Raw genomic sequence first — 26,437 nt, 5'->3', positions numbered from 1 at the left:
GCGTTGCTCGTGGCTAGCGGCAGCTCGGCGCTGGTCCGCGTGGCGGCGTATAATCGGCGGCAGAGGATTCTGACGTTAGGAAACCATGACCGATAGCATGCAGCAGATGGCGCTCGACACGCTCGGCGCCTATTTTGGCTACACCTCGTTTCGCCCGGGGCAGGACCGCATGGTCGATGCGATCCTTGGCGGCCGCGACGCGCTGGGCGTTATGCCCACGGGCGCCGGCAAGTCCATTTGCTACCAGGTGCCCGCGCTCATGCTGCCTGGCATCACCTTTGTGGTGAGCCCGCTGCTGTCGCTTATGGAGGACCAGACCCGCGCGCTGCTCGCGGCGGGTGCGCGCCCCAGCTATCTCAACTCCAGCCTTACTCCGGCCCAGCAAAACACCGTGCTCAAGCGGGCGCGCGAGGGTCTCTACCAGCTTATGTACGTGGCGCCCGAGCGCCTGCTCGAGCCGCGCTTTTTAGCCTTTGCGCAGGAGGCCGCGGCGGACGGCGGCATCGGCGTGCCGCTCGTGGCCATTGACGAGGCCCACTGCGTAAGCCAATGGGGCCAGGATTTCCGCCCCGCCTACCTGCAGATTCGCGAGTTCATCGATTCCCTGCCGCAGCGCCCCATCGTGGCGGCCTTTACCGCTACGGCGACCGAGCGCGTGCGCGCGGACATTCAGCAGATGCTCGGCCTGCGCGACCCGGCCACGGTCGTGACGGGCTTCGACCGCAAGAACCTCTACTTTGGCTGCGAGGAGATGGGCGACAAGGCTAAGGCCGCCTGGGTGCGCGACTACGTAATCGCGCATTCGAGCGAGAGCGGCATCGTGTATTGCTCGACCCGCAAGACCGTCGATGCGCTCGCCGGCGAGCTTGCCGAGGCACTGGGTCCCAGCGGCATTCGCGTGGGCCGATACCATGCCGGCATGGGCAACGACGCCCGTCGCCAAAGCCAGCGTGCCTTTATCGACGACGATATCCAGGTGATGGTTGCCACCAACGCCTTTGGCATGGGCATCGACAAGCCCAACGTGCGCTACGTCATCCATAACAACGTGCCCGAGAGCATCGAGGCCTACTATCAGGAGGCGGGTCGCGCCGGCCGCGATGGCGATCCTGCCAGCTGTCACCTGCTGTGGAATGGCAACGATTTTCGCATGCGCCGCTTTTTGATCGACCGCGGCGATGCGGCCGACGAGGCGCTCGACGATGAGCAGCGCGCGTGGGCGTTCCAGAATCGATATCGCCTGCTCAGTCAGATGGAAGGCTACTGCAATACCACCGGCTGCCTGCGCGAATACATGCTGCGTTACTTTGGCGACGAGGCCGCGGCCGAGCATGCGGCCGTAGGTGGCACCGCCTCGGATGACGCCGAGGGCTGCGGCAACTGCAGCAACTGCCTTACGCAGTTCGAGGTCGAGGACGTCACCGATATGGCCCGCGCCACCGTGCGCTATGTGGCCACGCGGCCCATGCGCTTTGGCAAGTCGCTCATCGCCGATGTGCTTCACGGCGGCAACACCGAGCGCATTCGCCAGATGCATCTGGACGAGGGTCGCGGCTATGGTGAGCTGTCGAGCGAATCGGTCGGGCGCATCAAGGACATCATCGGCCAGCTGTGCGGCCGCGGTTATTTGGCCACCTCGCAGGGGCAGTACCCGGTCGTGGGCCTGGGTCCGCGTGCCGGCGAGGTCGAGGACGAGGCGTTTGCCTTTACCGTTAAGCGCCGTGCGTCCAAGCGCAAGGCCTCGGCCCGCGTTCGCCGTGCGGTGGATCTGCTGCGCGAGGAGGCCGAGCTGGATCAGCGCCCGCGCGTGGGCGACGATGCCGAGCTATTCGAGCGCCTGCGTGCCCTGCGCAAGGAAATCTCGACCGAGCTGGAGATGGCGCCGTACATGGTCTTTTCCGACAAGGCCCTGCGCGGTCTGTGTCGCCTGCGTCCGCAGACGCGCGACGAGCTTATCCAGGTCAACGGCATCGGCGAGAAAAAGGCAGACGCCTTTGGCGAGCAGTTTATGGCGGCGATTGAAGAGTTTGAGTCCGAGCATGCGCGAGATGGAGCGTAACGATGGCAACTGACGATAAAACCGAGCGTGCCGACGTGTCCGCCGTGCCGCTGTACCAGCAGGTCATGGACGACCTAAAGGGCGAGATTGCGCGCGGCGTGTACGCGCCCGGCTCGCGCATTCCTTCCGAGATGGAGCTTGCGAAGTCCTACGGCGTGGGGCGCATTACCGTGCGCCGCGCCATCGAGGAGCTGTCGCGTGCGGGGTATCTCAACCGCCAACAGGGGAGGGGCACCTTTGTGTGCGCCCCCAAGCTCAAACGCAAGATTCGCCAGAAAGGCGATGTCCAGAGCTTTACCGAGGGCTGCGCCGCCAACGACATGGTGGCCGGAGCACGCTTGGTGTCGCGCACGGTGGTCGCGGCGACGCGCGAGGACGCGGCTTTTTTTGGCGTGGAGCCCGGCTGCGAGCTTATCGTGGTCGAGCGCGTGCGCACGGCAGATGGCGTGCCCGTCATGCTCGAGAACAACGCCTTTGTGCTGGCCGATCATCCCTACCTGCAGACGCTTGCCGACGAGGGCCTTGCCGATAACTCGATCTTTGCGTTCGTTGCCGAGCATTCGGGCCGCGCACCGCTCAAGTCCGACCCCTGCACCGTGGAGATTGCGCTTGCCGATGCTCAGGCGGCCCCGCTGCTGGAGGTGCCGGTCGGCGAGCCGCTCTTCTATATGGAGGCTTACTTTACCGATGCGGACGGGCTGCCCCTGCTGCTCGGGCGTCAAAAGATCGTGGGCTCGCGCTACTTGTTTGACATCTAACGCCCATAGACAGAACAACATAGAACAAATTTGCTGAAACGACTTCACCTGTGACAGCTCGCATGCTATAAATAGGACAACATAGAACGATCGCAGGTACGAGCTATCGTCGTTCAAAGCCGCCACACAAGGAGGAGCGTCACGGTGAACGCACACGATCTGATTCAGGAAATTATCGAGCGCAAGGGTAAGATCGAGAACGTCTTTTGGATCGCCTGTGGCGGTTCGATGATCGACCTGATGCCGGCCAACGAGCTGCTCAAGCGCGAGGCCACCACGTTTGCCTCGACGGTCTACACCGCGCGCGAGTTTTGCCTGATGGCCCCCAAGAGCCTGGGGCCGAAGTCGCTCGTCGTCGCCTGCAGCCACAGCGGCAACACGCAGGAGGTCGTCGACGGTTGCGAGATGGCGCTGGCTGCCGGTGCCGAGGTCGTGGCTATGACCGACTATGCGGGTTCCAAGATCGACAACGGCAAGTGGACCACCTGGGTCTATCCGTGGGGCAAGGGCGAGTCGCAGGCCGAGGTCCCGCAGGGCATCGGCGTTCTGATGGCTGCCGAGCTGCTCGATCAGCAGGAAGGCTACGAGGCGCTCGCCGACATGTATGCCGGCCTTAAGCAGATGGACGCGCTGCTGCCCGCCGCCCGCGAGAAGGTCAACGCGGAGCTGGGCGACCGCTTTGCCGAGCTCTGCCAGCAGCACAAGTTCTTCTACATCCTGGGCTCCGGCCCCAACTTTAGCCAGACCTACGCTATGGCCATCTGCTCGCTCATGGAGATGCAGTGGCAGCACTGCTGCTACATCCACTCCGGCGAGTACTTCCACGGCCCCTTCGAGGCCACCGAGCCCGGCGTGTTCTACTTTGTGCAGCTCGGATCGGGCGAGTGCCGTCCCATGGAGGAGCGCGCGCTCGCATTCCTCAACACGCATACCGATACGGTCATGGTGCTCGATGCGCTCGAGTACGGCGTGGGCGAGGTGCCGGCCAGCGTGCGTTCGTTCCTGGAGCCGATCTTCTTCTACGCGATGAGCTGCGAGCTGCGCGCCGCCCGCGGCAAGGTGTTCGACCACAGCCCCGAGGTTCGTCGCTATATGGGTGTCGAGCAGTACTAGGTACCGGGAAAAGTATTCACCTTCGATTCGCAAGCGAACAGCGTGCGTAAATAGCGGGCCGCACCGGGGATTTCCGGCGCGGCCCGCTCTGCATTGCGTCCATGCGTGGGGGGTATCGCGTCAACCGACGACCTACTTGGCGTCGTAGGCCTCGGCATCCCACCAGTCGAGCTGGGCAATGTTGTCACGGATGTGCTGGCAGCTCTTGTGGAAGCCTTCGAGCTCGTGCTCGGAAAGGTCGAGCGTGTAGACCTCCTCGACGCCCTCGGCACCGATCACGCACGGCAGGGAGGTAAAGATGCCTTCCTCGCCATACTGGCCGGTCATAAGCGTAGAGGCCGAAAGCACGGCGTGCTCGTTGTGCAGCACGGCGGCGCAGACGCGCGCGGCGGAGTTGGCGACGGCGTACTCGGTGCACTGCTTGCCGGCGTAGGTCACATAGCCGCCCTTGCGCGCGAGCTCCTCGACCTCCATGTGGTCGAAGGCGTACTTGTCGGGGTTCTCGGCCTGAAGCTCGTTGAGGCTCTTGCCGGCGATGGTCGCGGCTTTAAAGGCGGCAAGCTGGCTAAAGCCGTGCTCGCCGATCATGTAGGCGTCGATGGACTTGGGGCTCACGCCGATCTTCTTGGAGATCTCGGTGCGCAGGCGGGCGGAATCCAGGCCGCAGCCCGAGCCGATGATCTTCTTGGGATCGTAGCCGGTCAGGTGCCACAGCTCGGTGCACACGACGTCGCAGGGGTTGGAGATGGAGACGAAGATGCCATCGAAACCGGCGTCGACGATGCGCTTGGCAAAGGTGCGCGCGGCGTCGGTGGTAAAGAACAGCTCGCCGTCGCGGCTGCCAGCGGCCAGCGCGACCTTGCCGGCGGCATTGACGATGACGTCGCAGCAGGCCAGCTCCTCGTAGTGGTCGTAGCAGTTGACGATCTTGGTGTTGTACGGGACAAACGAAAGGGAGTCGCGCAGGTCCTGGACCTCGGACGTCACCTTGGCCTCGTTGCTATCGCACAGGTAAAGCTCGTCGGCAATGCCCTGCATAAGCAGGCTGTTGGCAACGTGTGCTCCTACGTGGCCCTGGCCGACCACACCGATCTTACGCGTCTGGTACATATACGTATCCTTCCGGCCGAGTTTTTCGCGTCGAACCATTGTAGCGTCCTGGCGTCACTTTGCTAGACTAAAGTGCCGTAGATTTTTGGGACATGCCTTAATTTCTACTTTTGCAGCGTTGGAGGGTAGATTTTTGGGACCTACCCGAAAATCTACCGCTGGGCGATGTGCTCGCGCGGATGGGGTCGCTCGTTGTACCATAGCTGCAACTGACTCGTTAGGAGCTTCCATGCCCATTCGCATTCCCGACGCCCTCCCTGCCGCCGCGCAGCTCGAGAGTGAGAACATCTTTGTCATGACCGAGTACCGCGCGCTGCACCAGGACATCCGTCCGCTGCGCGTGCTCATCCTCAACCTCATGCCCACCAAAATCGCCACCGAGACGCAGATCATGCGCAAGCTCTCCAATACGCCGCTGCAGGTGGAGGTGGACCTGCTGCGCACCAAGACGCACGAGGCCACGCACGTGAGCGCCAGCCACCTGGAGATGTTCTACCGCACGTTCGACGACATCCGCGATATCCACTACGACGGCCTGATCATCACGGGCGCGCCGGTGGAGCAGATGCCGTTCGAAGAGGTCGACTACTGGCCCGAGCTCTGCCAGATCATGGATTGGTCTACCACGCACGTGCACTCTACGCTGCACATTTGCTGGGGCGCACAGGCGGGGCTCTACCATCATTACGGTATCCAGAAGCACGATCTGCCGGCAAAGGCGAGCGGCGTCTTTGAGCATTATCTGGTGAAGCCGCAGAGTCCGCTGGTCCGCGGCTTTGACGACCGTTTCTATGCCGTGCATTCGCGCAATACCGATGTGCGCCGCGAGGACGTGGAAGCCGAGCCGCAGCTCGAGGTCGTTGCCGTGTCCGACGAGGTGGGCCTGTACATCGTCAAGTCGACCGACAGTCGCCGCTTCTTTGTATTTGGCCACCCCGAGTACGATACCGACACGCTGCGCCTGGAGTACGAGCGCGACGTGAAGCGCGGGCTTGATCCCGAGGTGCCGGCACATTACTTCCCGGGCGACGACCCCACCGCCGAGCCGCGCAACGTCTGGCGCAGCCAGGCTCAGCTGTTTTACACCAACTGGCTCAACTACTACGTCTACCAGACCACGCCCTACGACCTGGCCCGCGCCGGCGAGGAGCACTAGACTGCGATGGTACTGCTGTAGCCGTGGCTGATGTGGCGGCGATTAGGCGCTGATGATGTTGGGCAGCGGCAGGTCGTGGGCATAGGTGGGGACGTGGTTGATGCGTTGTTCGTCAAAGGCGATGCCGATGATTTGGCATGTGGGTGAGAGCATGGGCAGGTAGCGGTCGTAGCAACCGCCGCCGTAGCCCAGACGCGCGCCGGTTTGATCGAAGGCCACGAGCGGCACAACAATCATGTCGAGTGCTTCGGCAGGCACGATGGGGAAGCGGTCGCTGTCGATGTCCGTGGCCGCGAAGGCCCGCGCGGGGTGGGCGGTAAACGGAGCCGCGAACGCATCGTCGGCGGCAACTGCTCGCATGCACATGCGCTGGCCACAAGCTGCGGTATCAATTGCCGAGAGCATGCACGGATAGGCCACGCGCCAGCCGCGCGCGGCGACCGCAGCGGCAAACGCGGCAGGATTGACCTCGGAACCCATCGCGGCATAGATGGCAACGGTGTGCGGCACCGCGGCATCCGAGCGATCCAACAGCTCAACCAGCTGCGTACAGATAACGGCGGACTTTGCCGCACGCACATCCAAATCAAGAGCATCGCGCCGGGCAATCACCGCCCGTCGCAACTCAGCCTTATCCATCCCAGCCTCCTCTCCCAAACCTGCCAAAAAGGGACAGGTTAATTTTGGCAGGTTTTATCTGGGCAAACGTCGAAGCCGCCGCAAAGGCGCCCTTTGTGGCGGCTTCGACTCGACGTTGGCTTCACAGCGCCGCAGCGATCGCTTCAGTCACAAACTTATTGAGTGACTCACCCTTCTTTGCCGCCGCCAGCGCTGCTTGCTTGTGGAGCTCAGAGCCCGTTCTTACGTTGAACGAGCCCTTAAAAGCCCGCTCGGGTTCCTTGCCCTTCTCGGCGCAAAACTCAAGGTAATCGTCGACGGCGTCGTGGAAGCATTGCTCCACTTCTTCAGCCGTGGAGCCTTCAAATACGATTGCGTCCCTAATGCCGGCGACCATACCTGTTAGCACATGCTGTTCGGCATCGAACTCGACCGGGGCGAAATAACCCTTGTATGCCAAAACGTTACTCATGACTACCTCCGACATCTTGCAGAAAGCGAACTATGTTTCGAATGGTCCCCGCTGTCAATTCGTCAGATGGATGAGGCGTGTGCATTACGAACATCCTGCCATCTGATGGCCTGTAGAAGCGAACGCGCGATCCGGATGTCTTGCCTTTGCTGTCCATTTCAAAGCCATATGAAGCTATAACTTTAAGAAAGTCAGCGAATCTATACGTTGAAGGACAGCTAAGCAGCTGGGCGATGAGTTTATCGGATCGAGTCATCCCGCCTCACATTCTGCAACTATATTCTAGTTGCAATTTCAGTTTGATGCAAGCACCTCTACTATAGAACATGTGTGCGTATAGAACAAGTGTTCGAATCACAACTGAGGAAGGAGACAGGCACCTTTGTGGTGGTCTGTGCTGTGGAGTGGGCGTCTGCGGCGGTTTGTCTCAATCCGTAACAGTAACTCGGCAAAATTGGACCTAGATGTTACAGATTGAGACAAACCGCCGCGGTGGGCTGCGCCGCCCCGCTCAAACCGCAGAAAAAAGGTAGATTTTCAGACATGTCCCAAAAATCTACCTTTGGTGGTTAGGCCAGAAGGTCGACTACGTTGAAGTCGGCGTTGCTCTTGGCGATGACGTCTCGGCCGCCAAAGACGCAGGTCGGCGACTCGGCTGCGATGCGTGTCACGTCGGTGCCGAGCGAGCGCAGCTCACCGGGCGTGGCGGCGAGCATCTGGGCGCGGCGCTTCTCGCGCGCGTCGGGATCGAGGCCGGCCAGGTAAGTCGTGTTGCGGCGCTTGGTGAGCGCGTAGGGCTTCACCGGCGCGTCCATGCCGCTCACGCAGCTCACGATAAAGCCCTCAAAGGCGGACTCGTCGGGTTCAAAGTTGCCGAGCCATTCGCCCGCGCGCGCCACGCGCTCAATCGAGGGATCGATTGCCGGGTCGCGGTAGGTGTAGAACGCCGCCTGGCGCTCGCCGGCCGCGCGGAATCCGCAGCCGTACGCGCCGCCCTTTACGCGGATCTCGTTCCACAGGTAATCGTAGGAGAGCGCGTTGGCGGCAACCGCCCAGGCGCCCGTCACGTCGATGCCCAGACGGCGCGGGTCGCATGCGCTTGCCGCAAAGCAGATGTCGCTGGGGATGACAAAGGCCTCGTGGCGGTCGCGCGGCACCGGCACCACGAGCGCGTCGCGGCCGGCAGCGCCGTCGCCAGCGTCCGCGCTCAACCCCAGGTCGCCCGCGGCGGCCCAGTACGCGTTAAAGTCTTCATCGCTGCCGGTAAAGCTCGCCAGGCAGCCATCGGCCACAAAGATGCGGCCCGCCAGCTCGGCAAGCTTGGCGCGCAGGCTATCCAAGCGCTCGTCAAAGTGTTCGAGCAGATCACGCAAGAACAGGTAGAAGTCCACGCCCGAGAGCTGTTCGCGCACCACGGCCGAAGGCGAGCTGTAACTCATCGCGCGACCGAGTGCTGCCGAGTGGCCGTTGTTGATAAAGCCCTGCTCAAGCCCAATGCGAATCTGCGTGAGCACGTCGCGCACGCGATCGGCGTCGGCATCGAGCAGCAGCGTGCTCGACCACACCTCGCGCGGCAGGTTTGCCAGCGCATCGATCTTCTCGGACAGGGCGCCGGCGCTCACCAGCAGGTAGGGGCGCACGCCGTCCACGTCGGGCTGCGTCATGACCTCGGTCGTAAAGCTCAAAAAGCCCAGCTTGCCGGCGATGAGATTATCGAGCTCCTTGGCCGAGTGCTCGCTCGTGGGCAGCTGCTTGAGCAGGCGGCAGAGCAGGGTCACGTAGGGCAGGTCCTCAAACGCGACGCATCCCAGGTCGAAATACTGCATGGCGTAGGCCAGGCGGTTGGTGGGGATGTCGTGGCGCAAGCAGGGGATGGGTGCGGTCGTGTCCACGACCAGCGGCGGCTCGGGGCGTGCCTCGCCAATGTCGGACACGCGCAGGCGCGGCAGCGTGGCCTTGGCTTCGGGCGTGTCCTCGGCCTCCTGCGCGGCACGCAGCGCGGCCGTGCGCTCGACCACGTCGGCCAGCTCGGTATCGGTCATGGCATCGCGCTTGGCTGCCAGCCCAGCGCCCTCGGCGCTCTCCGAACCGGAGCCGGCGTCCACCGGCACCAGCTCGACGAGCGCCATGTGGTCGTTTTCCAGCACCAGCTCGCGCAGCAGGTCCTCAAAGTAGTTACCGTCCAGCTCGCCGCGCAGCTCCTCGTACACCGGACCGTACTTGAGCGCCAGCGTCGCGGCGTTGTCATCGTAGAGCCAGGTGCTCAGCGCGTCGCACGCAATGGCCACGCCGTCGGCGATGCCGTAATCACGCTGGCGCAGGTCGTATTCGTTGCTGCTGATGATGGCTTCCAGGCGCTCGCGCGGAACGCCGTGCTTGCACAGGTCGCGGCAGGCGTCTTGGAACACGCGGCACAGCTCGCGCGCCACACCAGGCTGCGCGTTTTGCAGCATGATGAGCTCGTAGGGCTGCAGGCTTTCGGCCGCGGTGTAGCTCACCACGTTGCCGCCCACGCCGGCGGCCAGAATGGCCTTCTTAACCGGCGCTTCGTTGGAACCCAGCAGCGCCTCGAACAAGATATCCGCAGCGATCGTGCGCTTGCGATCGAGCGCGCTACCCAGCACAAAGCCCAAGCCCACCAGGGCGTTCTCGGGCGTGGTTGCCATCTCGACGCACTTATACTCGCAGGTCACGGGCGCCTGCACGCCCAGCGGATTGGGCGCCAGCGTGGACGGGTCCTCGCCGGCGGCGACGGCTGCGTCCATGCGGCGGCTCGCAGCGCTCGACTGCGACAAATAGCGCTCGTCCAAAAAGGCCAGCGCGCGGTCCACGTCCAGGTCGCCGTAGAGCGTGATGTAGGAGTTGGAAGGGTTGTAGTGGCGCGCGTGCGTGTCCAGGAACTGCTCGTAGGTGAGCGCCGGAATCGCGCGCGGGTCGCCGCCGCTCTCGTGCGCATAGGCGGTGTCGGGATAGAGCGCGGCGTTGACGGCGTCGTCCAGCACACTCATGGGGTCGGACAGTGCGCCCTTCATCTCGTTGAACACCACGCCGTTATAGCACAGCGTGCCCTCGCGCAGGCTCGCGGCGTCGCCCTCGCCTTCGGCGCCCTCCGGCAGGTCCAGCTCGTAGTGCCAGCCCTCCTGCTCAAAAATGGTGGGCTTGGTATAGATAGCCGGGTTGAACACTGCGTCCAGGTACACGTCCATCAGGTTGTACAGGTCCTGCTCGTTGGTGGTGGCAACAGGGTAGATGGTCTTGTCGGGGTAGGTCATGGCGTTGAGGAACGTCTGCATGGAGCTCTTGATCAGATCGACAAACGGCTCCTTGACGGGGAACTTGGCCGATCCGCACAGCACCGAGTGCTCAAGAATATGGAACACACCGGTGGAATCGGCCGGCGGCGTCTTAAAGCCAATGGCAAAAGCCTTGTTTTCGTCGTCGCACGCCAGGTACAGCAGGCGAGCGCCCGAGGCGGTGTGGCGAAGCACGTAGGCATCCGAGTCGAGCTCGGGCACGGTCTCGCAGCGCTCGACGGCAAAACCGTGGCAGGTGGTACCGGGTGCCAGCAGCGCGGCGGCAGCGGCGCGCGAGTCGGTTGAGGTGGTGGGCATATGCAGCCTCCTTTGACGCCCCAGCGGGGGCGAATCGAGTCGAATCCTCGAGAGTATACCCATATGGGGCCGCGGTTCTGCAGCGAACTGAAGGCGATACCGGCGGATTGGGTAAAGGCCCCGCGTGACCGCCGCGCGAGCGTGGAAATTTGGACGCCTATCGAATGAGAGTGGATTTTCGGACGGAATCAGCCTCAAAACGCCCAAAAACCGTCCAAATACCCACCCTCATTTCCCGATCGTCCAAAATCCACGCTCATCCGCCGCCCACACATCTCTCATATCTCATTCGTCTCTAATACGAGAGATAACAGAAAGGTGAGAGATAAATATGAGAGATAACTGAGCAGCAAGGAGACAAGCAATCATGGTATTTTCTCAATACTGATTGTTCTACCAGCAAAAACATGTTTAAATGAAACAGATGACAGACATCTTTTCTTTCATCTCTCACTTATCTCTAATATGAGAGATAGCAGAAAGATGAGAGATAATTACGAGAGATAACTGAGAGACGAAGGTAATCTATTCGTGGCATTCTCCGCCGGGCCGAGCGAAAGGACATGCAGATGAACGAAAACGAGCTGACCGGTCTGCTCGAGTCTTTAAGGCGCATGGGCTCGGACGATCTTAACGTCGAGGTCAAGGAGAGCGCCACGACGCTTTCCCGCGACGTATGGGAAACGGTTAGTGCATTCGCGAATACCGCTGGCGGAATTATCGTGCTCGGCGTGAGCGAGCGCGCGGGCTTTGTCCCGGTTGAGAACTTTGAGACCGAGAAGGTGCTCAACCAATTCGTAGCGGGCATGGGTGATGCCGGCGGCCGCGGAAAACTGGCCAATCCGCCCAAATACACCATTGAACGCGTGGAGCTTCAGGGCACCGTGGTTCTGGTCATCGCGATTGAGGAGCTCGACCCGTCGAGCAAGCCTTGTTATGTCATAGAGCGGGGCGCTCAAGGCGGCAGCTACAAACGCATCGATGACAAAGATGTCCCGCTTTCGTCGACTGAGGTCCTGTCCTTGTCATCGTATGAACGGACGAGCCCCAGTGATCGCGATGCAGTACCCGGCGCGGTCGCAGGCGATCTTGACGAGGCCCTGGTCGACCGCACGATAGAGCGTGCTTTCTCGCTGACACCCCGTGCAATGCGCGGCGCGCCGGACAAGAAAACGAAGCTGGAGCGCCTGAATTTCCTCGACTCCCAGGGCAATGTTACTAAGGCCGGGCTCCTGGCCGCGGGTGCCTATCCTCAGCAGTTCTATCCCAAGCTCTTTATCGATGTGGCGGTCTATGCCGGAACGCAGAAGGGCGCGGCGGGGTCGTTGAGGTTCATGGACCGTACGATCTGCGAGGGAACGTTGGGCGAAATGATCTCGGATGCCGTCGCGGCTGTCGCCAAAAACCTGCGCCGCACCTCGACCGTCCAAGGCATCTCGCGTATCGACTCGCTGGAGATTCCCGAGGAGGTCCTGCGCGAGGCAGTCGCCAACGCGGTTATCCACAGGGAATACGGGGATCGGTTCTGTGGACAATCGATTGCCGTCGACGTCTTTGATGATCGTGTCGAGGTGACGAATCCTGGCGGCCTTTACGGGGGAAAGACTCGCGAGAACTTGTTTGACGGCAGCTCCCGATGCCGTAACGCGACGCTTGTGAAGCTCATGTCGATTGTCCCGTTGCCGGATGGCGCAGGTTCGCCGGCTGAGGGCAATGGCTCGGGCATCCCGATGATGATCGATGCCATGCGCGCGCATGGTCTGGCCGAGCCCCTGTTCTGCCCGGGATTCGATCGGTTCAAGGTCGTACTTTACCGTTCAAAGATCGAGCCGGTCGATCATGGCGGGGGCTTAATTGTGACGGCACTCAAACACTACGGCGAGCTGGGGACGCGCGAGCTGGCAGAGCACACAGGGCTCACAATTTCCCAGGTTAGGTCGCGCGTCAACGCGCTCATTGCTCAAGGCGAGCTTGAGCCCACGGCGCCGGCGACGAGCCGCAACCGCAAGTATCGACTGTCGGAGCGCGTGGGATAGATGCGTTAGTGGACGAGGCGACCCAATAATCGACTCTCGATTGGCGTCCATTAAGGTAAAGCGGTTGTTGCCCAGTCGACGGTGATGCTAAAGACTCGGCTTACGCCGGCATGGCCCCGAACCCGTCCATCAAGAACAGCCTAAGAACCAGCTTGATGACATATCCCGGTTTGACTTCAGCCGTGCCAAAGACGCTGCGCTCGGCGAGCTCGCTGCAGTATGCATAGATGTCGCGGATAAGGTCCGCGCCCGAAAGCGTAAACATGTAGCCTGCGTCCGAAAGCGCATTGGGTGCGGCGGGCAATTTGGTCATGCGACAAAAGGTCAACAGGTCGGGCGCCATAGCGTCCTGGTAGCCAAGATGGCTGCCGTCTTCTTGTGCGACGAGTTCCAGCTGGCGTACTCGATCCAGCGCCGCTGCCAGCACAAAGCTCGGTGTGGGAGCATTGACGTCCTCCGTGCTCGCCACGAGTCTGCCTGCTGCCTGCGTGACAAGCCAGGCGACCTCGCGCTGGCAGCGCACGGCCTTGCGTGTAACCGGCTTGATGGACGAAGAAGAAACGCTCCCCTTAGGCGGATTCGAAGCAGCTATAAGGCCCTCCCATGAACGACCCGGTCCAACAAGCCCGGATGAAACACGTGCTACATCAGTATACAGGGAAGTGGGACAGCGGGGTACAAGCGCGCCAGCGGCAAACCGAGAGCATCAACGACGTGCCGATCGCGGAATGAGACCTCGTAATAATTGACTCTCGGCCATATTATTGAGGGGCATGATTCGCGTTCGTATGGTTGTAGGTGCTGGCGATGAACGACATTGACCTTGCTGTTCCGTTGATGGATGGACCAAGCTATGACCGCGCCTGCAGTCTCGTGCCTTCCGAATACGTTGAGGCATGGGAGTGGTTTCTGGGTGAGGAACAGCGCGGCGGCGTTTGGACCAGCCTTCCGCACCACACCAAGGAAGATAGCCCTCAGTATCAGTATCGTTTGAGAATTGGCTCGGACTTCTTTCCCGTAACGCGGGATTCAGGGATCTTCTGGCCGGGCCAGGATCGGGTGAAGCAAGATCCCGATAAGATCTTTGCGCTCTCGGTTCATAACTCTAAAAAGAGTTTCTATACCGATGTTCCTCCGCTCTATTTGGATGACGGCACGTGGGTCATTAAGTATTCGGTTCAAGCGCCGGGCACCGTTGGTTCTCGAGACCAAGACTATAACCGGAAAATGCTCAACTGCATGGAATGTGGCGTTCCAGTTGGAGTCATATTTGCAACTGAGGTGGGCTATAAGGTGCTTGGCCTTGCGTTTGTTGAACGGTTCGAGCCCGAAAACGGCTGGTTTGTTCTGCATGGTCCCGTTCATAAAGGCGGGCCTGACCCTCGTTTTGCGTCCGACATGAGCTATCTGAAGCACATGCCAGTCGACATTGAGTTTGCCGGACGGGATGCGACCGATGACGAAAAAGTTCGCTATGCGTTAAGGCGCGAGCGACTGGGGCAACAATGGTTCCGCAAGCAGCTCGTTGCCGCCTATGACGGCCGTTGCGCGGTGTCGGACTGCGGCGTCAGCGAAGCTCTGGAGGCTGCACATATCGAGAATTACTCGGGCCCTAAATCGCAAGTTGCCAGCAATGGCATTCTGCTTCGGCGCGACTTACATTCCCTATTTGATGCTCATCTGATTTCGTTTGAGCCTGTTTGCGGTGAATATCGGCTGTGCGGATCGTACCTGCTGGATAAGACCGACTACGCTTCCTTTGCAGGTGCGACGCTAAGGCAGCCGAATGAGCGTCAGTGGCGACCCAATACGGCGTTTCTTGAGGCCCATCGCATTGAGTTCGATCGCTCGGAAAAGAAGCGTGAAAAGGCGGGGATTCTGCCGTATTAGCGTATTTGGCTTTGGTGGTCTTTTAAGATCGTGTTGTTTGATCGGATCGCGTGGCGATGCAATTTCGCGCGCACTTGCTGGTGCATGCTCTTCCTGGTTTCAATTACGGGAAGGGAGCGAGCGTGAGCTGGCGAGGCGATGTCGTGATGGGGAAGTACGGAAAACTGCCGCGTGCCCTTATCGACAACAATATGTTTCCGAGCGTAGAAGTTGATTGCGGGTCGTTTGTCGTCGCCTGTCCTTGTTGCGGCTCGCAAATACCGTGTCTCGACATTCGGTTCATCGATGCGCGCGACAGACTCAGCGACGAAGTGAGAAAACGGACAGGCGTTCATATGCCGGTGTACCCGGAGAAATGCCCTGTTTGTGGCCTCGATATCGTGTACGACGCCGGCGACGAGGGATAGGTGATGCGGAGGAGCTGGCTGTGAAGGCCTCTCCGTCCCTACAAATAAATCCCCTCACCGAGTTGCTTGTGGAACTCGGCGTGATGGTCACGTGCCCAGGTAAAGAGCGCCTGGTCAAAGTCAGTGCGCGTAGCCGGGACGCCAAAGACGCCGGCAACTTCGACGCGCACAAACTCCAGTGCCGGCAGCTTGTTGATGGCAGTGAGGGCAAACGGGGATGAGGGCTCCTCGAACAGATAGCGGCTGCCTTGCAGCGCATCGCAACTGGTGCACGTGTTGCCGAGCGACGGGGCTTTGGAGGCTCGCGCGCCCACGGGCTTGTAGCCGCAGCGCTTATGAAGGTAGTCGCGGATCTCGCCCGGCGCGCAGCCAAGAGCGGGCACGATGGCGAGTGCGTTGGCGTTGGCCGTGTCGATGGCAATGTGCCCGGCTTCGTTGGGTGCGTGCGCGATGGCGATGCTCTCGTCGTTATCGGTTCGATAGGGAATGCCGAAGGCCGCGACCGAGGTCTCTTTGTGACACTTCCAGCACTCGCGCTTGCCCAGTACTAGATATATATACGGCGCCGAGAGGTCGGATCGGTCAACACCGGGCAGCCACTCGGCAAAGGGTTCGGGGTTGACGCCGCTAGGTACATACCAGATCTTCTTGGTTCGGTCCCATTTGGCGCCCAGCGCCTTGGCTTCTTCTTTGTGCGAAAAGGGAACATCGAGCTCGGTGCGCATGGCGGCTCCTTGGTGCTGCAGGTGCAAGTGGCTCAAGGATACCGCAGAGCGCAGACATCGCGGCGTTTTGCTGAGAAGTTGCGGTTCGGATGGGTTCGAGACGCGTTGGTCTCGGCCTCGGTGGCTATTGGGGCGGTTTTGATTGACTGCGGAGTCAGCCGGGATAGGCACTTGGGTTGCTGACGCGGTTTTGTGCATGGGCAGGGTGGTTGTTTGAGCGGTTGGAGCAGTTTGCGGCGCAGTTTTGTGCCTGGCTATTGTTGATGTTGGGGTATTGAATTTATTTGGCAGCCATTCGTCAGGTGAATTGATGCTACGTTGCGATGATGGTTGGAGCTGCCAGCGGATTTGGCGACATAAAACAAAACAGCCCAGAGACATAGCCTCTGAGCTGTGAACATTTGGTGGGCGTTAGAAGATTTGAACTTCTGACCTCTTCCGTGTCAGGGAAGCGCTCTCCCCCTGAGCTAAACGCCCTATCAAGGGTGCGCAAGTGCGCAAGGGATAATATAACGGAGCCTGAACTCGGTGGCAAGAACATTTTTAAAAATCGCTTGCATTGTGGTCTGGTGAGAAAAAGCCGCTCGCCGCCTGCAGGTGACCGTTTGCGGTCAAATTATCGACAAAGCGTAGACAGATTTGTGGCAAGGTTTCAGGGAAGTATGTGCTGGCTTCGCCGTCTTGCGCACGATTGCACGAGGCGTGTGCCGTTGTTTGAGTAGTATGGGGGCCGACAATGAACATGCTGGTCGTAGATGATGAGGCTGATATCGCAAATATGCTCGCGGAGTTTTTCTGCATGGAGGGCTACGAGGTTTCGGTTGCCCATGACGGGCCGTCGGCCCTGGCGGCGGCTTCTTCTGGCCCCGCCCCCGATATCATGCTGCTCGATGTAAACATGCCGGGGATGGACGGCTTCGAGGTCTGCCGCCGCGTGCGGAAGCATGTGAGCTGCCCGATCATCTTTCTAACGGCGCGCGTTGAGGATATGGACCAGCTTGATGGTTTTGCGGCGGGTGCCGACGACTACGTGCTCAAGCCTTTTTCTCTCGAGGTCCTGGGTCGTCGCGTGGCGGCGCACATGGCGCGCGAGGGAAGGACTCGCGATCGGCAAAGCGACGGCGCCGTCCGCTTTTTTGGCGAGATGACCATCGATTACGCTCAACGCATCGTTGAGGTTCACGGTGCGGGTGGTAATCGGGATTCGTCCGCCGGGGGCGATTCGAACGCGGTGACCGTCGACTTGACCAAGCTCGAGTTCGACATCATCGCCCTGTTGAGCAAGCGCCCTGGCCAGGTGTTTGACCGCGATGTGATTTACGAGCGCGTGTGGGGATGGGACGCCGCGGGTGACCCGTCGCAGGTGCGCGAGCACATCCGCCGCATTCGCAACAAGTTTACGTCGGCGGGGATCGCGGACGATCCGATCGCAACGGTATGGGGCGTGGGCTACAAGTGGGTGGCAAAGTGACAGGTTTTGGTAAGGGCCCACGCGGGCGCCATGCGCCTCACGAAGACGGCCGAGTTGTCGCTTGCGAGGACGGTTGTCGGGACAATGGCGGTTCTGTCCGCAGGCGCGACCGCCGCGCAGCTCGCCGCGCCGAGCGACGCGCGGCCCGCGAGCTTGAGCGCGAACAGCTGAAACGTCTGCCGCGAAAAGAGCGCCTGCGTACCTGGTGGAGCCTGCGGCCGTTGGGCGTGATCTTCACGGCGTATCTGGTCGCCTATCTTGTTGTGGCCACGGTGCTTGCGCTGAGTGCCATCGAGGTGCTCGCGGCTTGGAATAATGGATATTACGAACTTGAGGTGACGCTCGATAACGGTTTGACCGAGCACGGCGTGATCGATTCGGGCCCATACATCTACGACCCCACCTCTCAGCAGCTGCTTCCCGCATCCGAGCTCAACTTGCCAGGCGATGGGCCGTACGCGGTCTTCATTGCGACGGGCGATTGGGGGACTGGTAGCGATTACGTGCCGGAGGGCGGGCGCACCATCAGCACGCTGTACGCGACCGTCGACATGGTTCGTAGCGGCCAGGTGCACCTCTACGACTGGGGGCTCAATTACAACGAGGGTTATCCGCAGGAGGAGATCCTCGAGGTGAACAGCACGATTCCGGCGGAGAACCTCGCCCGCTATGACGCGTTGAGCCGCGCGGGCCGCGCGCAGAGCGTGGAGCTGTTTGAAAACATGACGGGAGCCGATCTTGAGGAGACGTTTGGCGAAGGGCTCGTCTCGAACACTGCCTATTATGCGGCTTCACCGCCTCCCGATGGTCCGATGCCCTGGGTCCTCACGCTTGCGACGGGGCTTGTGCCCGTTTTGGCGTACGGCGGCCTGGGTCGGCTCACGTTCAAGCACTTCTACCGCGTTCACATCGCCGGGCCCTTGGGGGAGCTGGCGAGCGCCGCGGGGCGCATCGCCGGTCAGGATTTGGATTTCTCGATCGAGCGCGTGCGGGGCAAAGAACTTGGTCGCCTGTCCGAGACGCTGGAGAATATGAGGGCGTCGCTGCTCGATGCCCAGCGCGAGCTATGGCGCACCGCCGAAGGGCGGCGTCAGCTCAATGCGGCGTTTGCGCACGACCTCCGAACGCCGATCACGGTGCTCAAGGGGACGGTCGAGATGGCGCAGATGCGCCTGCGTCGCGGCGATGAGCTCGATATTGGTTCGTTGGATGCCCTGTCGGCCCAGGTGGTGCGTCTGGAGCGGTACGCAACAGAGATGGGAGGGCTGAGCAAGCTCGAAGATCGGCCTGTAGACCGCAAGCCGCTGACGTCGCGATTCCTTGTGGATGAGCTCGAGTCGCATGCGAACGAGGTTGTTGCGGCGCGCGGGGAAGGGCTCGCGTTGAGGGCTGCAATCGACGAGGGTGAAGATGGCGCCCGCGCCGACATGACCCACATCGATCTACCCCTGGTCGAAGAGGTTCTCGACAACCTCTTGAGCAATGCGTGCGGCCACGCGAAGGGCGTCATCGAGGTTGAGATTTCTGTTCGAGAGGGCAGGTTGGCCCTGAGCGTTGCCGATGATGGTCCGGGCTTTACGCCCGAAGCCCTGCGGCGCGGGTGCGATCCGTTCTTTAGCGAGAACAAATCTGCCGAGCATTTTGGGCTGGGCTTGAATGTGTCGAGCATTTTGTGCGGTTTACACGGGGGAGCGCTTGAGTTAGGGAATGGTTCGACCGGCGGGGCACGTGTGACGGCGACGTTTAGCATGGGCGGCGATGGGGACGAAACAGGGGAATTGTGACGAGGGCTCGCGCGCTACGCGGGCGGGCGTCGCCGGGCTCATCGAACCGTCGGCGAACCAGTTACCTGCTCTTACCTTAAGAATGGCTTACCTTAACGTAAGGCTTACTGAATTGTCATTGCTGGTAGACAAAACATAGACACCAAGTTGCGAAACTGTCCTTGTCAGGTACACAAGGAGGTAACGCGATGATGAGGATGCAGCCCGAAGCCGAAGGGTATTCCGGTCAGGTTTCTTGCGGGGGCGCTGCTCGCCGTCTTGACGTAAGCGCCTTGAGCGAGCTTCGCAATCGAGTCGCGGGCGCTCATGACGCGCTGGACGACGCCTCTTCTGCCGGCGCGCGGACCGCAAACGCCCCCTCATTCGCGACCGCTGCGGCAATGTCGGCCGAGGCCGTCGCAGAGGACGATGGTCTCGATGCCCGCCGTCGAATCCTGCGCCGTCGCGTGCTTTTGGCGCTTGCGGCCTCGGTCGCGATCCTCGCGACTGCATGCTGGGAATACCTTCCGGGGATCTTGGCATGGCTTGCAGACCCTCAGGCGGTTCGGTCGTTCGTCGCCGACCATAGCGTGATAAGTCGTCTCGTCATGCTTGTAATCAACGTCACCCAGATCTTCTTGGCCTTTTTGCCCGGCGAGCCTGTGGAGCTGGCGAGCGGTTACGCGTTTGGCTTCTGGGAGGGGACGGCGCTGTGCCTCGTCGCCTCGGGGCTGGCGACGTCGGCGATTTATTGGATGACGCGTCGATGGGGCTGGAGCCTGGTTGGCCTCTTCTTCGACCGCAGCCTTCTCGACCGGTTTTCGTGGCTCAATAATGCGAAGCGACTCGAGCTGGTCATGCTGGTGATTTTCTTGATCCCGGGAACCCCGAAGGACTTCTTGACGTATTTCGCCGGCCTCACCAAGATGCGCTTCGCCCCCGTGGTGCTCATCGCAACGTTTGGGCGCATTCCCTCCATTGTGACTTCGACGGCCGCGGCATCCGCTGCGGGCAGCGGAAACTGGTTGGTGGTTGGTGTCGTCGCTGCCGTGTCACTGCTGTGCGTGGCGTTGGGCGGCTTGCTGTATCGTCGCCTGTGTGCCAAGGCGAACTGAGGCGGCCGACGAGGATGTACGGCGGCTGATGGGCCTTTTGCGGCTACATCGGACCGCCGGTCGCCACAGCAATCCAAAACCTCCCCAACATATGCATTCTGAAATCGAAATCTTGCGGAAACGAGAGCAAAATGCACATGCTGGGGGAGGTTTCGAGGGTTTACGCGCTTGCGACCCCGCTATGCGCTCCGATTGATGAAAAAATCGGCCATGGAGCAGAGCAGGTCAGCGGCGTTGTGCGAAATGACACCGGCCTCGGCGAGCGCGCGGCCGGTGTCTTGCGCCTCTTGTGCGAGCTTGAGTGCGAGATCACGGCACGCGTCGATGCCGCCGCCGATCTCGATGAGTTCGACGGCGCGTGCGAGGTCCGCGGGGTCGCTCGTTTTTGCTTCGAGCAGCCCCCAAGGGCCGCGGCCTCAGGTTCGACCGGCTCGCCCCGGCGGACCTGTCGCTGGCGATGTCGCACGTGAACTCCGAGCCCCGCGGCGCGCTCGGCTTCGCGACGCCCGCCCGCGCCTTCCGGGCGATGCCCGGCGCCGACGCGGAGGCGCTGCTGGATGCGTACGGCGTGGAGGACGTGCCCATCGGCGAGCTCGACCTGACGCCGGGGCTCATCGCGCGGGCGCGCGAGGAAAGGGGCGATGCCCCGCTGTCCTAGCCTGAAAGGGAAAAACGGAATAGACGGAACCGACCGTTCGGCTGAGTCTGGGAAGAGGTGCCGGGCGGCGGGCGGAGCATGGCCACCGGACCCATCGAAACACATCTCCACCGTTCCTTCAACTGGGAAAACGGCGCCCCCGGGCCCCAGGAGGGGCCACGGGGGCGTTCGGCTAGGTGCGGGAACGGCCTATTTGCTCAATGTGTTCGGCTGAGATCGGAAATCAACCCTTGCATTGTGGAATTCGGGGGCTTTGTCATATCCATTTCAAAAGAGCCTGCTGCCGCGATTTGACTGTCGCATAATGCAAGGCCATTGCGGTACCGAGCTATGGAAAGACGCCTGCGGAATTGTCCTACCGATAAGCGGACAAGCCTCCGGCTGGTGCCTTCGCCGTGGTAAGGTAAGCCGAATTGTTTCCAGGCTGTTTCGGGGGAGTGGAATGAGCAAAGAGTGCGTCGAGCAGGTCGAAGGCGCAGGAGCTTCGGTGCCGATGACCGATATATCGAACATTGATGTGCCCGAGGGCACCGACGAGCTCAGCCGCAGCACCCGCCGTGCATGGCGCGACCGCCTGAACAGCGCTTCGACGCGCAAGTTGATCATGGGCGTCTTGGCTACGCTGGTGGGCGGTTCGTTTTGGGGCTTCTCGGGCACCAGCGCGAGCTTTCTGTTCGATACCTACCACGTCGATACCTTGTGGCTTATGAGCGTGCGTCAGATTCTCGCCGGTCTACTCTTTATGGCCGTGGTTGTTACGCGCGACCGCGAGCGCCTGATTAAGCTCTGGACCACAGCCGCCGATCGCAGGCAGCTGCTGCTCTTTACCGCCTTTGGCCTGCTGTTCAATCAGTTTTGCTATCTTTCGGCCGTGCGTCTGACGAACGCCGGAACCGCGACGGTGCTCCAGTGCCTGCAGCTCGTTATCATCATGGGCTACACCTGCGTGACCGATCGCCGCATGCCGCGTACTCGCGAAGTCATCGGCATCGGTCTGGCTCTGGGTGGCACCTTTTTAATCGCCACCGGTGGCGACCCCACCAGCCTGAATATCTCGCCGCTCGGCCTGATCGCGGGTCTCATGTGTGCGGTCAGCGCTACATGCATGGCGGTGATTCCCGCCAAGATCCTGCCCGAATACGGCAGCCCCATCGTCACGGGCTCGGCAATGCTCACGGCGGGCGTGGTCTCGTGTGTCTTCGTGCAGCCTTGGGCGCATATGCCGGCGCTCGACGCTGCCGGCGTCGAGGCGCTCGCGGTGTTCGTGGTTATCGGCTCGTTTTTTGCTTACATGCTCTATATGCAGGGCGTTAAGGACATCGGCTCGGTACGTGCGAGCCTCATCGGAACTGTGGAGCCGGTTTCGGCGACCATCACCAGCGCCGTTATGCTGGGCACGGTGTTTTTGCCGACCGACCTTATCGGCTTTGCCATGATCATCGTGATGATGTTCCTCACGGTGTAGCTGGCGCCGCCGCCAAGACAGAAAAGGTGTTGTGCCACATTTTCGCCAATTGATGTCCGTGTCTGGAGTTTAGCTGTCGATGCCCAAAATGCCATAAACTAGCAACGTTATGGACTTTTTCATTGCGACTCAATTGCGAGGATTTCTTTATGGCTGGTAATCACTTTAAGGGCAGCGATAGCGGCCGTCCTGCAGTTCCGCCGCGTCCGAACGGGGCTGGTAAGGCCGGCACGCCGGGCGGCGCTGGACAGGGCGGTTCTGGTAAGCGCGTGTCCCCGGGCGAGACGGCGATGTTTACCGCTCTGTACGAGCAGTCTCAAAAGGCAAAAAAGACCGGCCGTGCAAGAGGGAATGTCTTTGCGGGCGGTGCAACCTCCACGTCGCAGCCGAGCGGGGCTCCTTCGGCACCTGCGAACAACGCAGGTGCTGTCAACGCCGCGAATACCGACGGCAACGTTAATGCCGGCAGGGCCGCCAACAATACTCCCTCTTCCGGTGGCGTGGGGCTTACGGGTAACCTTGGCACGATTTACACCGGCGCCTCCGAGACTGGCACGTTCGCCCGCCTGGATGATAGCGGTGTCGAGTTTGCGGGCTCGGGTTCCAAGGAAGATTATTACGATTTTGGCTTGAACTACGGTGGCGACGCTTCGTCGAGTTCGACCTCTGACGGTCTGGTCCGTCATCGCCATCGCAAGGGCGAGCGCAAAAAGCGTCACACTGGCGCCATTATTGCCGCTGTAGTCGCGGTGCTTCTCGTTGCGCTTGGCGCAAGCGGCTTTATGCTGCTTAACTCGGCAAAGACCGTAAAGAGCGAAGCGAAGGAGGCTGTCGAGATCGTCGGTGGCCTTAAGGACAAGGTCACGTCGGGCGATTTTTCGACGCTGCCTGACGACGCGAAGAAGATCGATGAGCTCTGCGACAGCATGAAGGCGGAGACCTCGAGCCCGCTGTGGACGGCGGCTTCATTTATCCCGGTGTATGGCAGCGATATCAATGCGGCCCGCACCATGATCGACGCCCTGTCCGATGTCTCGAGCAACGCGCTGGTTCCCATGGCCGATAACCTTTCGCAGGCCACGCCCGGCAAGCTGTTCCAGGATGGGACCATCAACGTGTCCGCACTGCAGGCGGTCGCCGATTCGCTCTCCGATAGCTCGAAGGTGTTCAAGAGCGTCAACGAGAAGATCCAGGGCATTGGCGATACTCATATTTCCCAGGTGACCGAGTTGGTCGATAAGGCCAAGGACGGCTTTGCCACCCTCAACGGCGCGGTTGACGCGGCGGAGAAGGTCGCCCCCGTCCTTCCCCAGATGCTCGGCGCCAACGGCCAGACGCGTCATTATCTTGTGCTCGCGATGAGCAATGTCGAGATCCGCGCCTGCGGCGGTTTCCCCGGTTCTCGCGGCGTGATGTCGGTGACTGACGGTAAGCTCGAACTGGGCGATTTTGTCAAAGTCGACATGATGAAAGAGCCTTTGAGTCCGCTTCCCATCACCGATGAAGAGGCAAACTTGTTCACGACCGGATGGGGCCTGACCGGATTCAACACGCTCGGATACACGATGGGCGACGTTACGATGACGCCCGATTATCCGCGTGCGGCACAGCTTGCCAGCGATATGCAGAAGGCCATTGTCGGAGATGACATCGACGGCGTATTTGCAGTCGATCCGGTATTCTTGCAGTATATGCTCGGCATTGTAGGCGGCACACAACTTCCTGACGGTACCGTCGTTGATGGAAGCAACGCTGCAAAGGTGCTGCTGCACGATATTTATTGGAATTACCCGGTAGAGGAACAGGACGCCATTTTTGCGGCGGTTGCCGGATCGGCTTTTAACAAGATCGTGGACGAACTGGGCTCCAGCGATATTGCTAAGATTGCTGGAGCCATCGAAAAGGGTGCTTCCGAGGGCCGCATCCTTATGTATTCGAGAAACGATGACGAGGAAAAGGCCGCGAAGGCTCTTGGAATATCGGGCGCCCTCCAAACCGATACGTCGGAGGCTCCGATTTTGGGCGTCTATGTGAACAACTACAGCTATTCAAAGATGGATTGGTTCCTCGATAAGCGAGTCACCATCGATTCTTCGGTTGAAAATGCCGATGGCTCGACGACGTATCGAGTGACCACCTCGCTCAAGAACACGATGACCCCTCAGGAGAAGGCCGAGATGCCTGGTTATTTCCAGGGCCATAACGGCATTAGCCAGGATATTGATGATGAGGTGCTGAGGCTTTATCTCTATGCTCCTGCGGGAGGCAGCATTTCGGACATTAAGACTTCGGGCTCCGGTTCTATCGAGATGAACGAAGCGACGCACGATGGCCTGAAGGTTGCATGGGGCGGTGTCCACATGCTTCTTGGACAAGACGTAAAGGTCGAGTACACGGTCACGACTTCGAAGGACTCTGGGCACAAAGAGCTTAAGGTTCGTACCACGCCAACCGCTCAAACGTTCGAACAGGATAAGTAAGATATGAAGTACTTTGGCACCGACGGCTTTCGCGGCGAGGCCAACGTTGAGCTGACGGTAGAGCACGCTTATAAGATTGGCCGTTTTGTGGGCTGGTATTACGGCGCCAACCGCGAGCGCAAGGCGCGTGTGATCGTGGGCAAGGACACCCGTCGCTCGAGCTATATGTTCGAGGCGGCGCTGGTGAGCGGCCTGGTCGCGAGCGGTGCGGACGCCTATATGCTGCACGTGATCCCCACGCCGGGCGTAGCGCATCAGACCGTGGAAGGCTGCTTCGATTGCGGCATCATGATCAGCGCGAGCCACAACCCGTTTTGCGATAACGGCATTAAGCTCGTCAATAGCGACGGTTTTAAGATGGACGAGGACGTACTGGAGCTCATCGAGGACTACATCGATGGTAAGAGCGATGTACCGCTGGCCACGGGCAACCACATCGGCGCCACGGTGGACTACATGCAGGGCCGCAACCGCTACATTGCTTCGCTCATCGCCAGCGCGAACTTTTCGTTGCAGGGCGTCAAGATCGGTATCGACTGCGCCAACGGCTCGGCTTCCTCGGTGGCCAAGCCGGTGTTTGACGCGCTCGGTGCCGACGTGCGCGTGATCAACGCCGCGCCCGATGGCTTTAACATCAACGTCGACTGCGGCTCCACGCATATAGAGCGCCTGCAGCGTCATGTGGTGGAGCAGGGCCTGGACGTGGGCTTTGCCTATGACGGCGATGCCGATCGCTGCTTGGCCGTGGACGAGCGCGGTCGCGTGGTAGACGGCGACCAGATCCTGTACGTGTGTGGCGTGTATCTGAACAAGCACGGTCGCCTTTCGGGCGGTACCGTGGTGCCGACGATTGCCAGCAACTTTGGCTTGGTCAAGTCGCTGGAGCTTGCCGGCCTAAGTGCCGTGACCAGCGGCGTGGGCGACCGTCACGTGTATGCCAAGATGCGCGAGGGCGGCTACAGCCTGGGCGGCGAGCAGACGGGCCATACGATCTTTGGCGATATCGAGCGCACGGGCGACGGCATTATGACCTCGCTGCGCGTGATGGAAGTGATTCGCGCCGAGCGCGAGACCCTCTCGCAGCTCACGGCTCCGTGCAAGCTGCTGCCGCAGGCGCAGGTGGCCGTGCACGTGGCGGACAAGGACGCCGCGCTGGGCAACATGGGTGTGCAGGCCGCCATCGCCGAGGCCGAGGCATCGCTGGCGGGCGAGGGACGCGTGCTCGTGCGCAAGAGCGGAACCGAGTCGGTGATTCGCATTTTGGCCGAAGCCCCCGACCAGGCATCCGCCGATGCCGCCATGAAGCGCATCGCCAACGCACTCGAGGCTCTATAGGGCGCCTTTTGGGCTGTCTGACAGGGGGTTATAAAATGATGTGGCCAAAAAAAGCAAAAATGAGTACTGTCACTAAATAAGTAACAGCAAATTTTGCCTCAAAAGGCCGTTTCGGTATTGCCTGAGCGTTATATCGACAGACGTTGCTCCTCATATGTCCAATAAACAGGGTCGCGGATGAGATTAAATCTCATC

General features: G+C 60.8%; 20 protein-coding genes and 1 tRNA gene. 13 read left to right on the top strand and 8 right to left on the bottom strand.

Going from position 1 to position 26,437, the window contains the following annotated elements; genetic code table 11:
- The first annotated feature begins 85 nt into the window (after nt 1-85).
- From DW123_RS02775 to DW123_RS02765, 3 genes are all read left to right on the top strand, one after another.
- Nucleotides 86-2,059 (top strand): RecQ family ATP-dependent DNA helicase, encoded by a 1,974-nt coding sequence (locus DW123_RS02775; RefSeq protein ID WP_118273113.1) that lies wholly within the window; start codon nt 86-88, stop codon nt 2,057-2,059.
- 2 nt (nt 2,060-2,061) lie between these two features.
- Nucleotides 2,062-2,817 (top strand): GntR family transcriptional regulator, encoded by a 756-nt coding sequence (locus DW123_RS02770; protein ID WP_117799305.1) that lies wholly within the window; start codon nt 2,062-2,064, stop codon nt 2,815-2,817.
- Between the two features lie 144 nt (nt 2,818-2,961).
- Nucleotides 2,962-3,930, top strand: a complete 969-nt coding sequence (locus tag DW123_RS02765) for an SIS domain-containing protein (RefSeq protein WP_117735445.1) — start codon at nt 2,962-2,964, stop codon at nt 3,928-3,930.
- A 132-nt stretch (nt 3,931-4,062) separates the two neighbouring features.
- Here DW123_RS02765 and DW123_RS02760 read toward each other — a convergent pair whose 3' ends face one another.
- Nucleotides 4,063-5,040 carry an L-lactate dehydrogenase gene (locus DW123_RS02760; protein ID WP_118273112.1) on the bottom strand — a complete coding sequence of 326 codons (978 nt, stop codon included), beginning with the start codon at nt 5,038-5,040 and terminating at the stop codon, nt 4,063-4,065.
- A gap of 229 nt (nt 5,041-5,269) precedes the next feature.
- Here DW123_RS02760 and metA point away from each other — a divergent pair, with 229 nt between their 5' ends.
- Nucleotides 5,270-6,196 carry a homoserine O-succinyltransferase gene (gene metA, locus DW123_RS02755; protein WP_118273111.1) on the top strand — a complete coding sequence of 309 codons (927 nt, stop codon included), beginning with the start codon at nt 5,270-5,272 and terminating at the stop codon, nt 6,194-6,196.
- Between the two features lie 42 nt (nt 6,197-6,238).
- On the opposite strand, the gene DW123_RS02750 is transcribed toward metA, so the two are convergent.
- The 4 genes from DW123_RS02750 to DW123_RS02735 form a co-directional block, all read right to left on the bottom strand.
- Entirely contained in the window at nt 6,239-6,835 is a 597-nt protein-coding gene (locus tag DW123_RS02750; protein ID WP_118273110.1) for a 5-formyltetrahydrofolate cyclo-ligase, read from the bottom strand.
- Between the two features lie 121 nt (nt 6,836-6,956).
- The gene (locus DW123_RS02745) at nt 6,957-7,286 is read right to left on the bottom strand and encodes a type II toxin-antitoxin system HicB family antitoxin (RefSeq protein ID WP_022094981.1); all 330 of its coding nucleotides are present in this window, start codon (nt 7,284-7,286) and stop codon (nt 6,957-6,959) included.
- Nucleotides 7,279-7,542 (bottom strand): type II toxin-antitoxin system HicA family toxin, encoded by a 264-nt coding sequence (locus DW123_RS09845; RefSeq protein ID WP_117799308.1) that lies wholly within the window; start codon nt 7,540-7,542, stop codon nt 7,279-7,281. The genes DW123_RS02745 and DW123_RS09845 overlap by 8 nt, the downstream gene beginning before the upstream one ends.
- A 313-nt stretch (nt 7,543-7,855) precedes the next feature.
- Nucleotides 7,856-10,897: an insulinase family protein gene (locus tag DW123_RS02735; RefSeq protein WP_118273109.1), complete on the bottom strand. Its 3,042-nt coding sequence runs from the start codon at nt 10,895-10,897 to the stop codon at nt 7,856-7,858.
- Nucleotides 10,898-11,466: 569 nt separating this feature from the next.
- Between DW123_RS02735 and DW123_RS02730 the strand changes: the two genes are divergently transcribed.
- Nucleotides 11,467-12,933 carry an ATP-binding protein gene (locus DW123_RS02730; RefSeq protein WP_118273108.1) on the top strand — a complete coding sequence of 489 codons (1,467 nt, stop codon included), beginning with the start codon at nt 11,467-11,469 and terminating at the stop codon, nt 12,931-12,933.
- A gap of 100 nt (nt 12,934-13,033) precedes the next feature.
- Here the strand turns inward: DW123_RS02730 and DW123_RS02725 are convergent, their stop codons facing one another.
- Nucleotides 13,034-13,456: a hypothetical protein gene (locus tag DW123_RS02725; RefSeq protein WP_117735452.1), complete on the bottom strand. Its 423-nt coding sequence runs from the start codon at nt 13,454-13,456 to the stop codon at nt 13,034-13,036.
- 284 nt (nt 13,457-13,740) lie between these two features.
- Between DW123_RS02725 and DW123_RS02720 the strand changes: the two genes are divergently transcribed.
- A complete protein-coding gene (locus DW123_RS02720) occupies nt 13,741-14,823 on the top strand; it encodes an HNH endonuclease (protein ID WP_117763551.1) in 1,083 nt (360 codons plus the stop codon).
- Between the two features lie 445 nt (nt 14,824-15,268).
- Here DW123_RS02720 and DW123_RS02710 read toward each other — a convergent pair whose 3' ends face one another.
- Together DW123_RS02710 and DW123_RS02705 are read right to left on the bottom strand one after the other, a co-directional pair.
- A complete protein-coding gene (locus DW123_RS02710; RefSeq protein WP_118093930.1) occupies nt 15,269-15,955 on the bottom strand; it encodes a DUF5710 domain-containing protein in 687 nt (228 codons plus the stop codon).
- Between the two features lie 402 nt (nt 15,956-16,357).
- Nucleotides 16,358-16,432 (bottom strand) — tRNA-Val (locus tag DW123_RS02705).
- 259 nt (nt 16,433-16,691) lie between these two features.
- On the opposite strand from DW123_RS02705, the gene DW123_RS02700 reads away from it, so the two are divergent.
- From DW123_RS02700 to glmM, 7 genes are all read left to right on the top strand, one after another.
- Nucleotides 16,692-17,426 carry a response regulator transcription factor gene (locus DW123_RS02700; RefSeq protein WP_118273107.1) on the top strand — a complete coding sequence of 245 codons (735 nt, stop codon included), beginning with the start codon at nt 16,692-16,694 and terminating at the stop codon, nt 17,424-17,426.
- Entirely contained in the window at nt 17,423-19,210 is a 1,788-nt protein-coding gene (locus DW123_RS02695) for a HAMP domain-containing sensor histidine kinase (protein ID WP_233540110.1), read from the top strand. Before DW123_RS02700 ends, DW123_RS02695 begins: the two co-directional genes overlap by 4 nt.
- 188 nt (nt 19,211-19,398) lie before the next feature.
- Nucleotides 19,399-20,304: a TVP38/TMEM64 family protein gene (locus tag DW123_RS02690; RefSeq protein WP_233540111.1), complete on the top strand. Its 906-nt coding sequence runs from the start codon at nt 19,399-19,401 to the stop codon at nt 20,302-20,304.
- A gap of 385 nt (nt 20,305-20,689) precedes the next feature.
- On the top strand, nt 20,690-20,962 hold the full coding sequence (locus tag DW123_RS02685) for a hypothetical protein (protein WP_199570175.1): 273 nt from the start codon (nt 20,690-20,692) through the stop codon (nt 20,960-20,962).
- 442 nt (nt 20,963-21,404) lie between these two features.
- A complete protein-coding gene (locus DW123_RS02680; protein WP_199570176.1) occupies nt 21,405-22,427 on the top strand; it encodes a DMT family transporter in 1,023 nt (340 codons plus the stop codon).
- A gap of 149 nt (nt 22,428-22,576) precedes the next feature.
- Nucleotides 22,577-24,907, top strand: a complete 2,331-nt coding sequence (locus DW123_RS02675; protein ID WP_118273106.1) for a DUF4012 domain-containing protein — start codon at nt 22,577-22,579, stop codon at nt 24,905-24,907.
- Nucleotides 24,908-24,910: 3 nt separating this feature from the next.
- Nucleotides 24,911-26,242, top strand: coding sequence for a phosphoglucosamine mutase (glmM, locus tag DW123_RS02670; RefSeq protein ID WP_118273105.1), 1,332 nt, complete (start codon nt 24,911-24,913; stop codon nt 26,240-26,242).
- The last annotated feature ends 195 nt before the right edge of the window (nt 26,243-26,437 follow it).

Source organism: Collinsella sp. AM10-26 (genome assembly GCF_003472525.1).
In the GTDB taxonomy this organism is placed as follows: Bacteria; Actinomycetota; Coriobacteriia; order Coriobacteriales; family Coriobacteriaceae; genus Collinsella.
This window is presented reverse-complemented; position numbering and strand designations above follow the sequence as displayed.

Coding starts and splice junctions, on each gene's coding strand:
- DW123_RS02775 (WP_118273113.1), top strand. CDS start 86: ATGACCGATAGCATGCAGCAGATGGCGCTCGACACGCTCGGCGCCTAT.
- DW123_RS02770 (WP_117799305.1), top strand. CDS start 2,062: ATGGCAACTGACGATAAAACCGAGCGTGCCGACGTGTCCGCCGTGCCG.
- DW123_RS02760 (WP_118273112.1), bottom strand. CDS start 5,040: ATGTACCAGACGCGTAAGATCGGTGTGGTCGGCCAGGGCCACGTAGGA.
- metA (WP_118273111.1), top strand. CDS start 5,270: ATGCCCATTCGCATTCCCGACGCCCTCCCTGCCGCCGCGCAGCTCGAG.
- DW123_RS02750 (WP_118273110.1), bottom strand. CDS start 6,835: ATGGATAAGGCTGAGTTGCGACGGGCGGTGATTGCCCGGCGCGATGCT.
- DW123_RS02745 (WP_022094981.1), bottom strand. CDS start 7,286: ATGAGTAACGTTTTGGCATACAAGGGTTATTTCGCCCCGGTCGAGTTC.
- DW123_RS09845 (WP_117799308.1), bottom strand. CDS start 7,542: ATGACTCGATCCGATAAACTCATCGCCCAGCTGCTTAGCTGTCCTTCA.
- DW123_RS02735 (WP_118273109.1), bottom strand. CDS start 10,897: ATGCCCACCACCTCAACCGACTCGCGCGCCGCTGCCGCCGCGCTGCTG.
- DW123_RS02730 (WP_118273108.1), top strand. CDS start 11,467: ATGAACGAAAACGAGCTGACCGGTCTGCTCGAGTCTTTAAGGCGCATG.
- DW123_RS02720 (WP_117763551.1), top strand. CDS start 13,741: ATGAACGACATTGACCTTGCTGTTCCGTTGATGGATGGACCAAGCTAT.
- DW123_RS02710 (WP_118093930.1), bottom strand. CDS start 15,955: ATGCGCACCGAGCTCGATGTTCCCTTTTCGCACAAAGAAGAAGCCAAG.
- DW123_RS02700 (WP_118273107.1), top strand. CDS start 16,692: ATGAACATGCTGGTCGTAGATGATGAGGCTGATATCGCAAATATGCTC.
- DW123_RS02690 (WP_233540111.1), top strand. CDS start 19,399: ATGATGAGGATGCAGCCCGAAGCCGAAGGGTATTCCGGTCAGGTTTCT.
- DW123_RS02680 (WP_199570176.1), top strand. CDS start 21,405: ATGAGCAAAGAGTGCGTCGAGCAGGTCGAAGGCGCAGGAGCTTCGGTG.
- DW123_RS02675 (WP_118273106.1), top strand. CDS start 22,577: ATGGCTGGTAATCACTTTAAGGGCAGCGATAGCGGCCGTCCTGCAGTT.
- glmM (WP_118273105.1), top strand. CDS start 24,911: ATGAAGTACTTTGGCACCGACGGCTTTCGCGGCGAGGCCAACGTTGAG.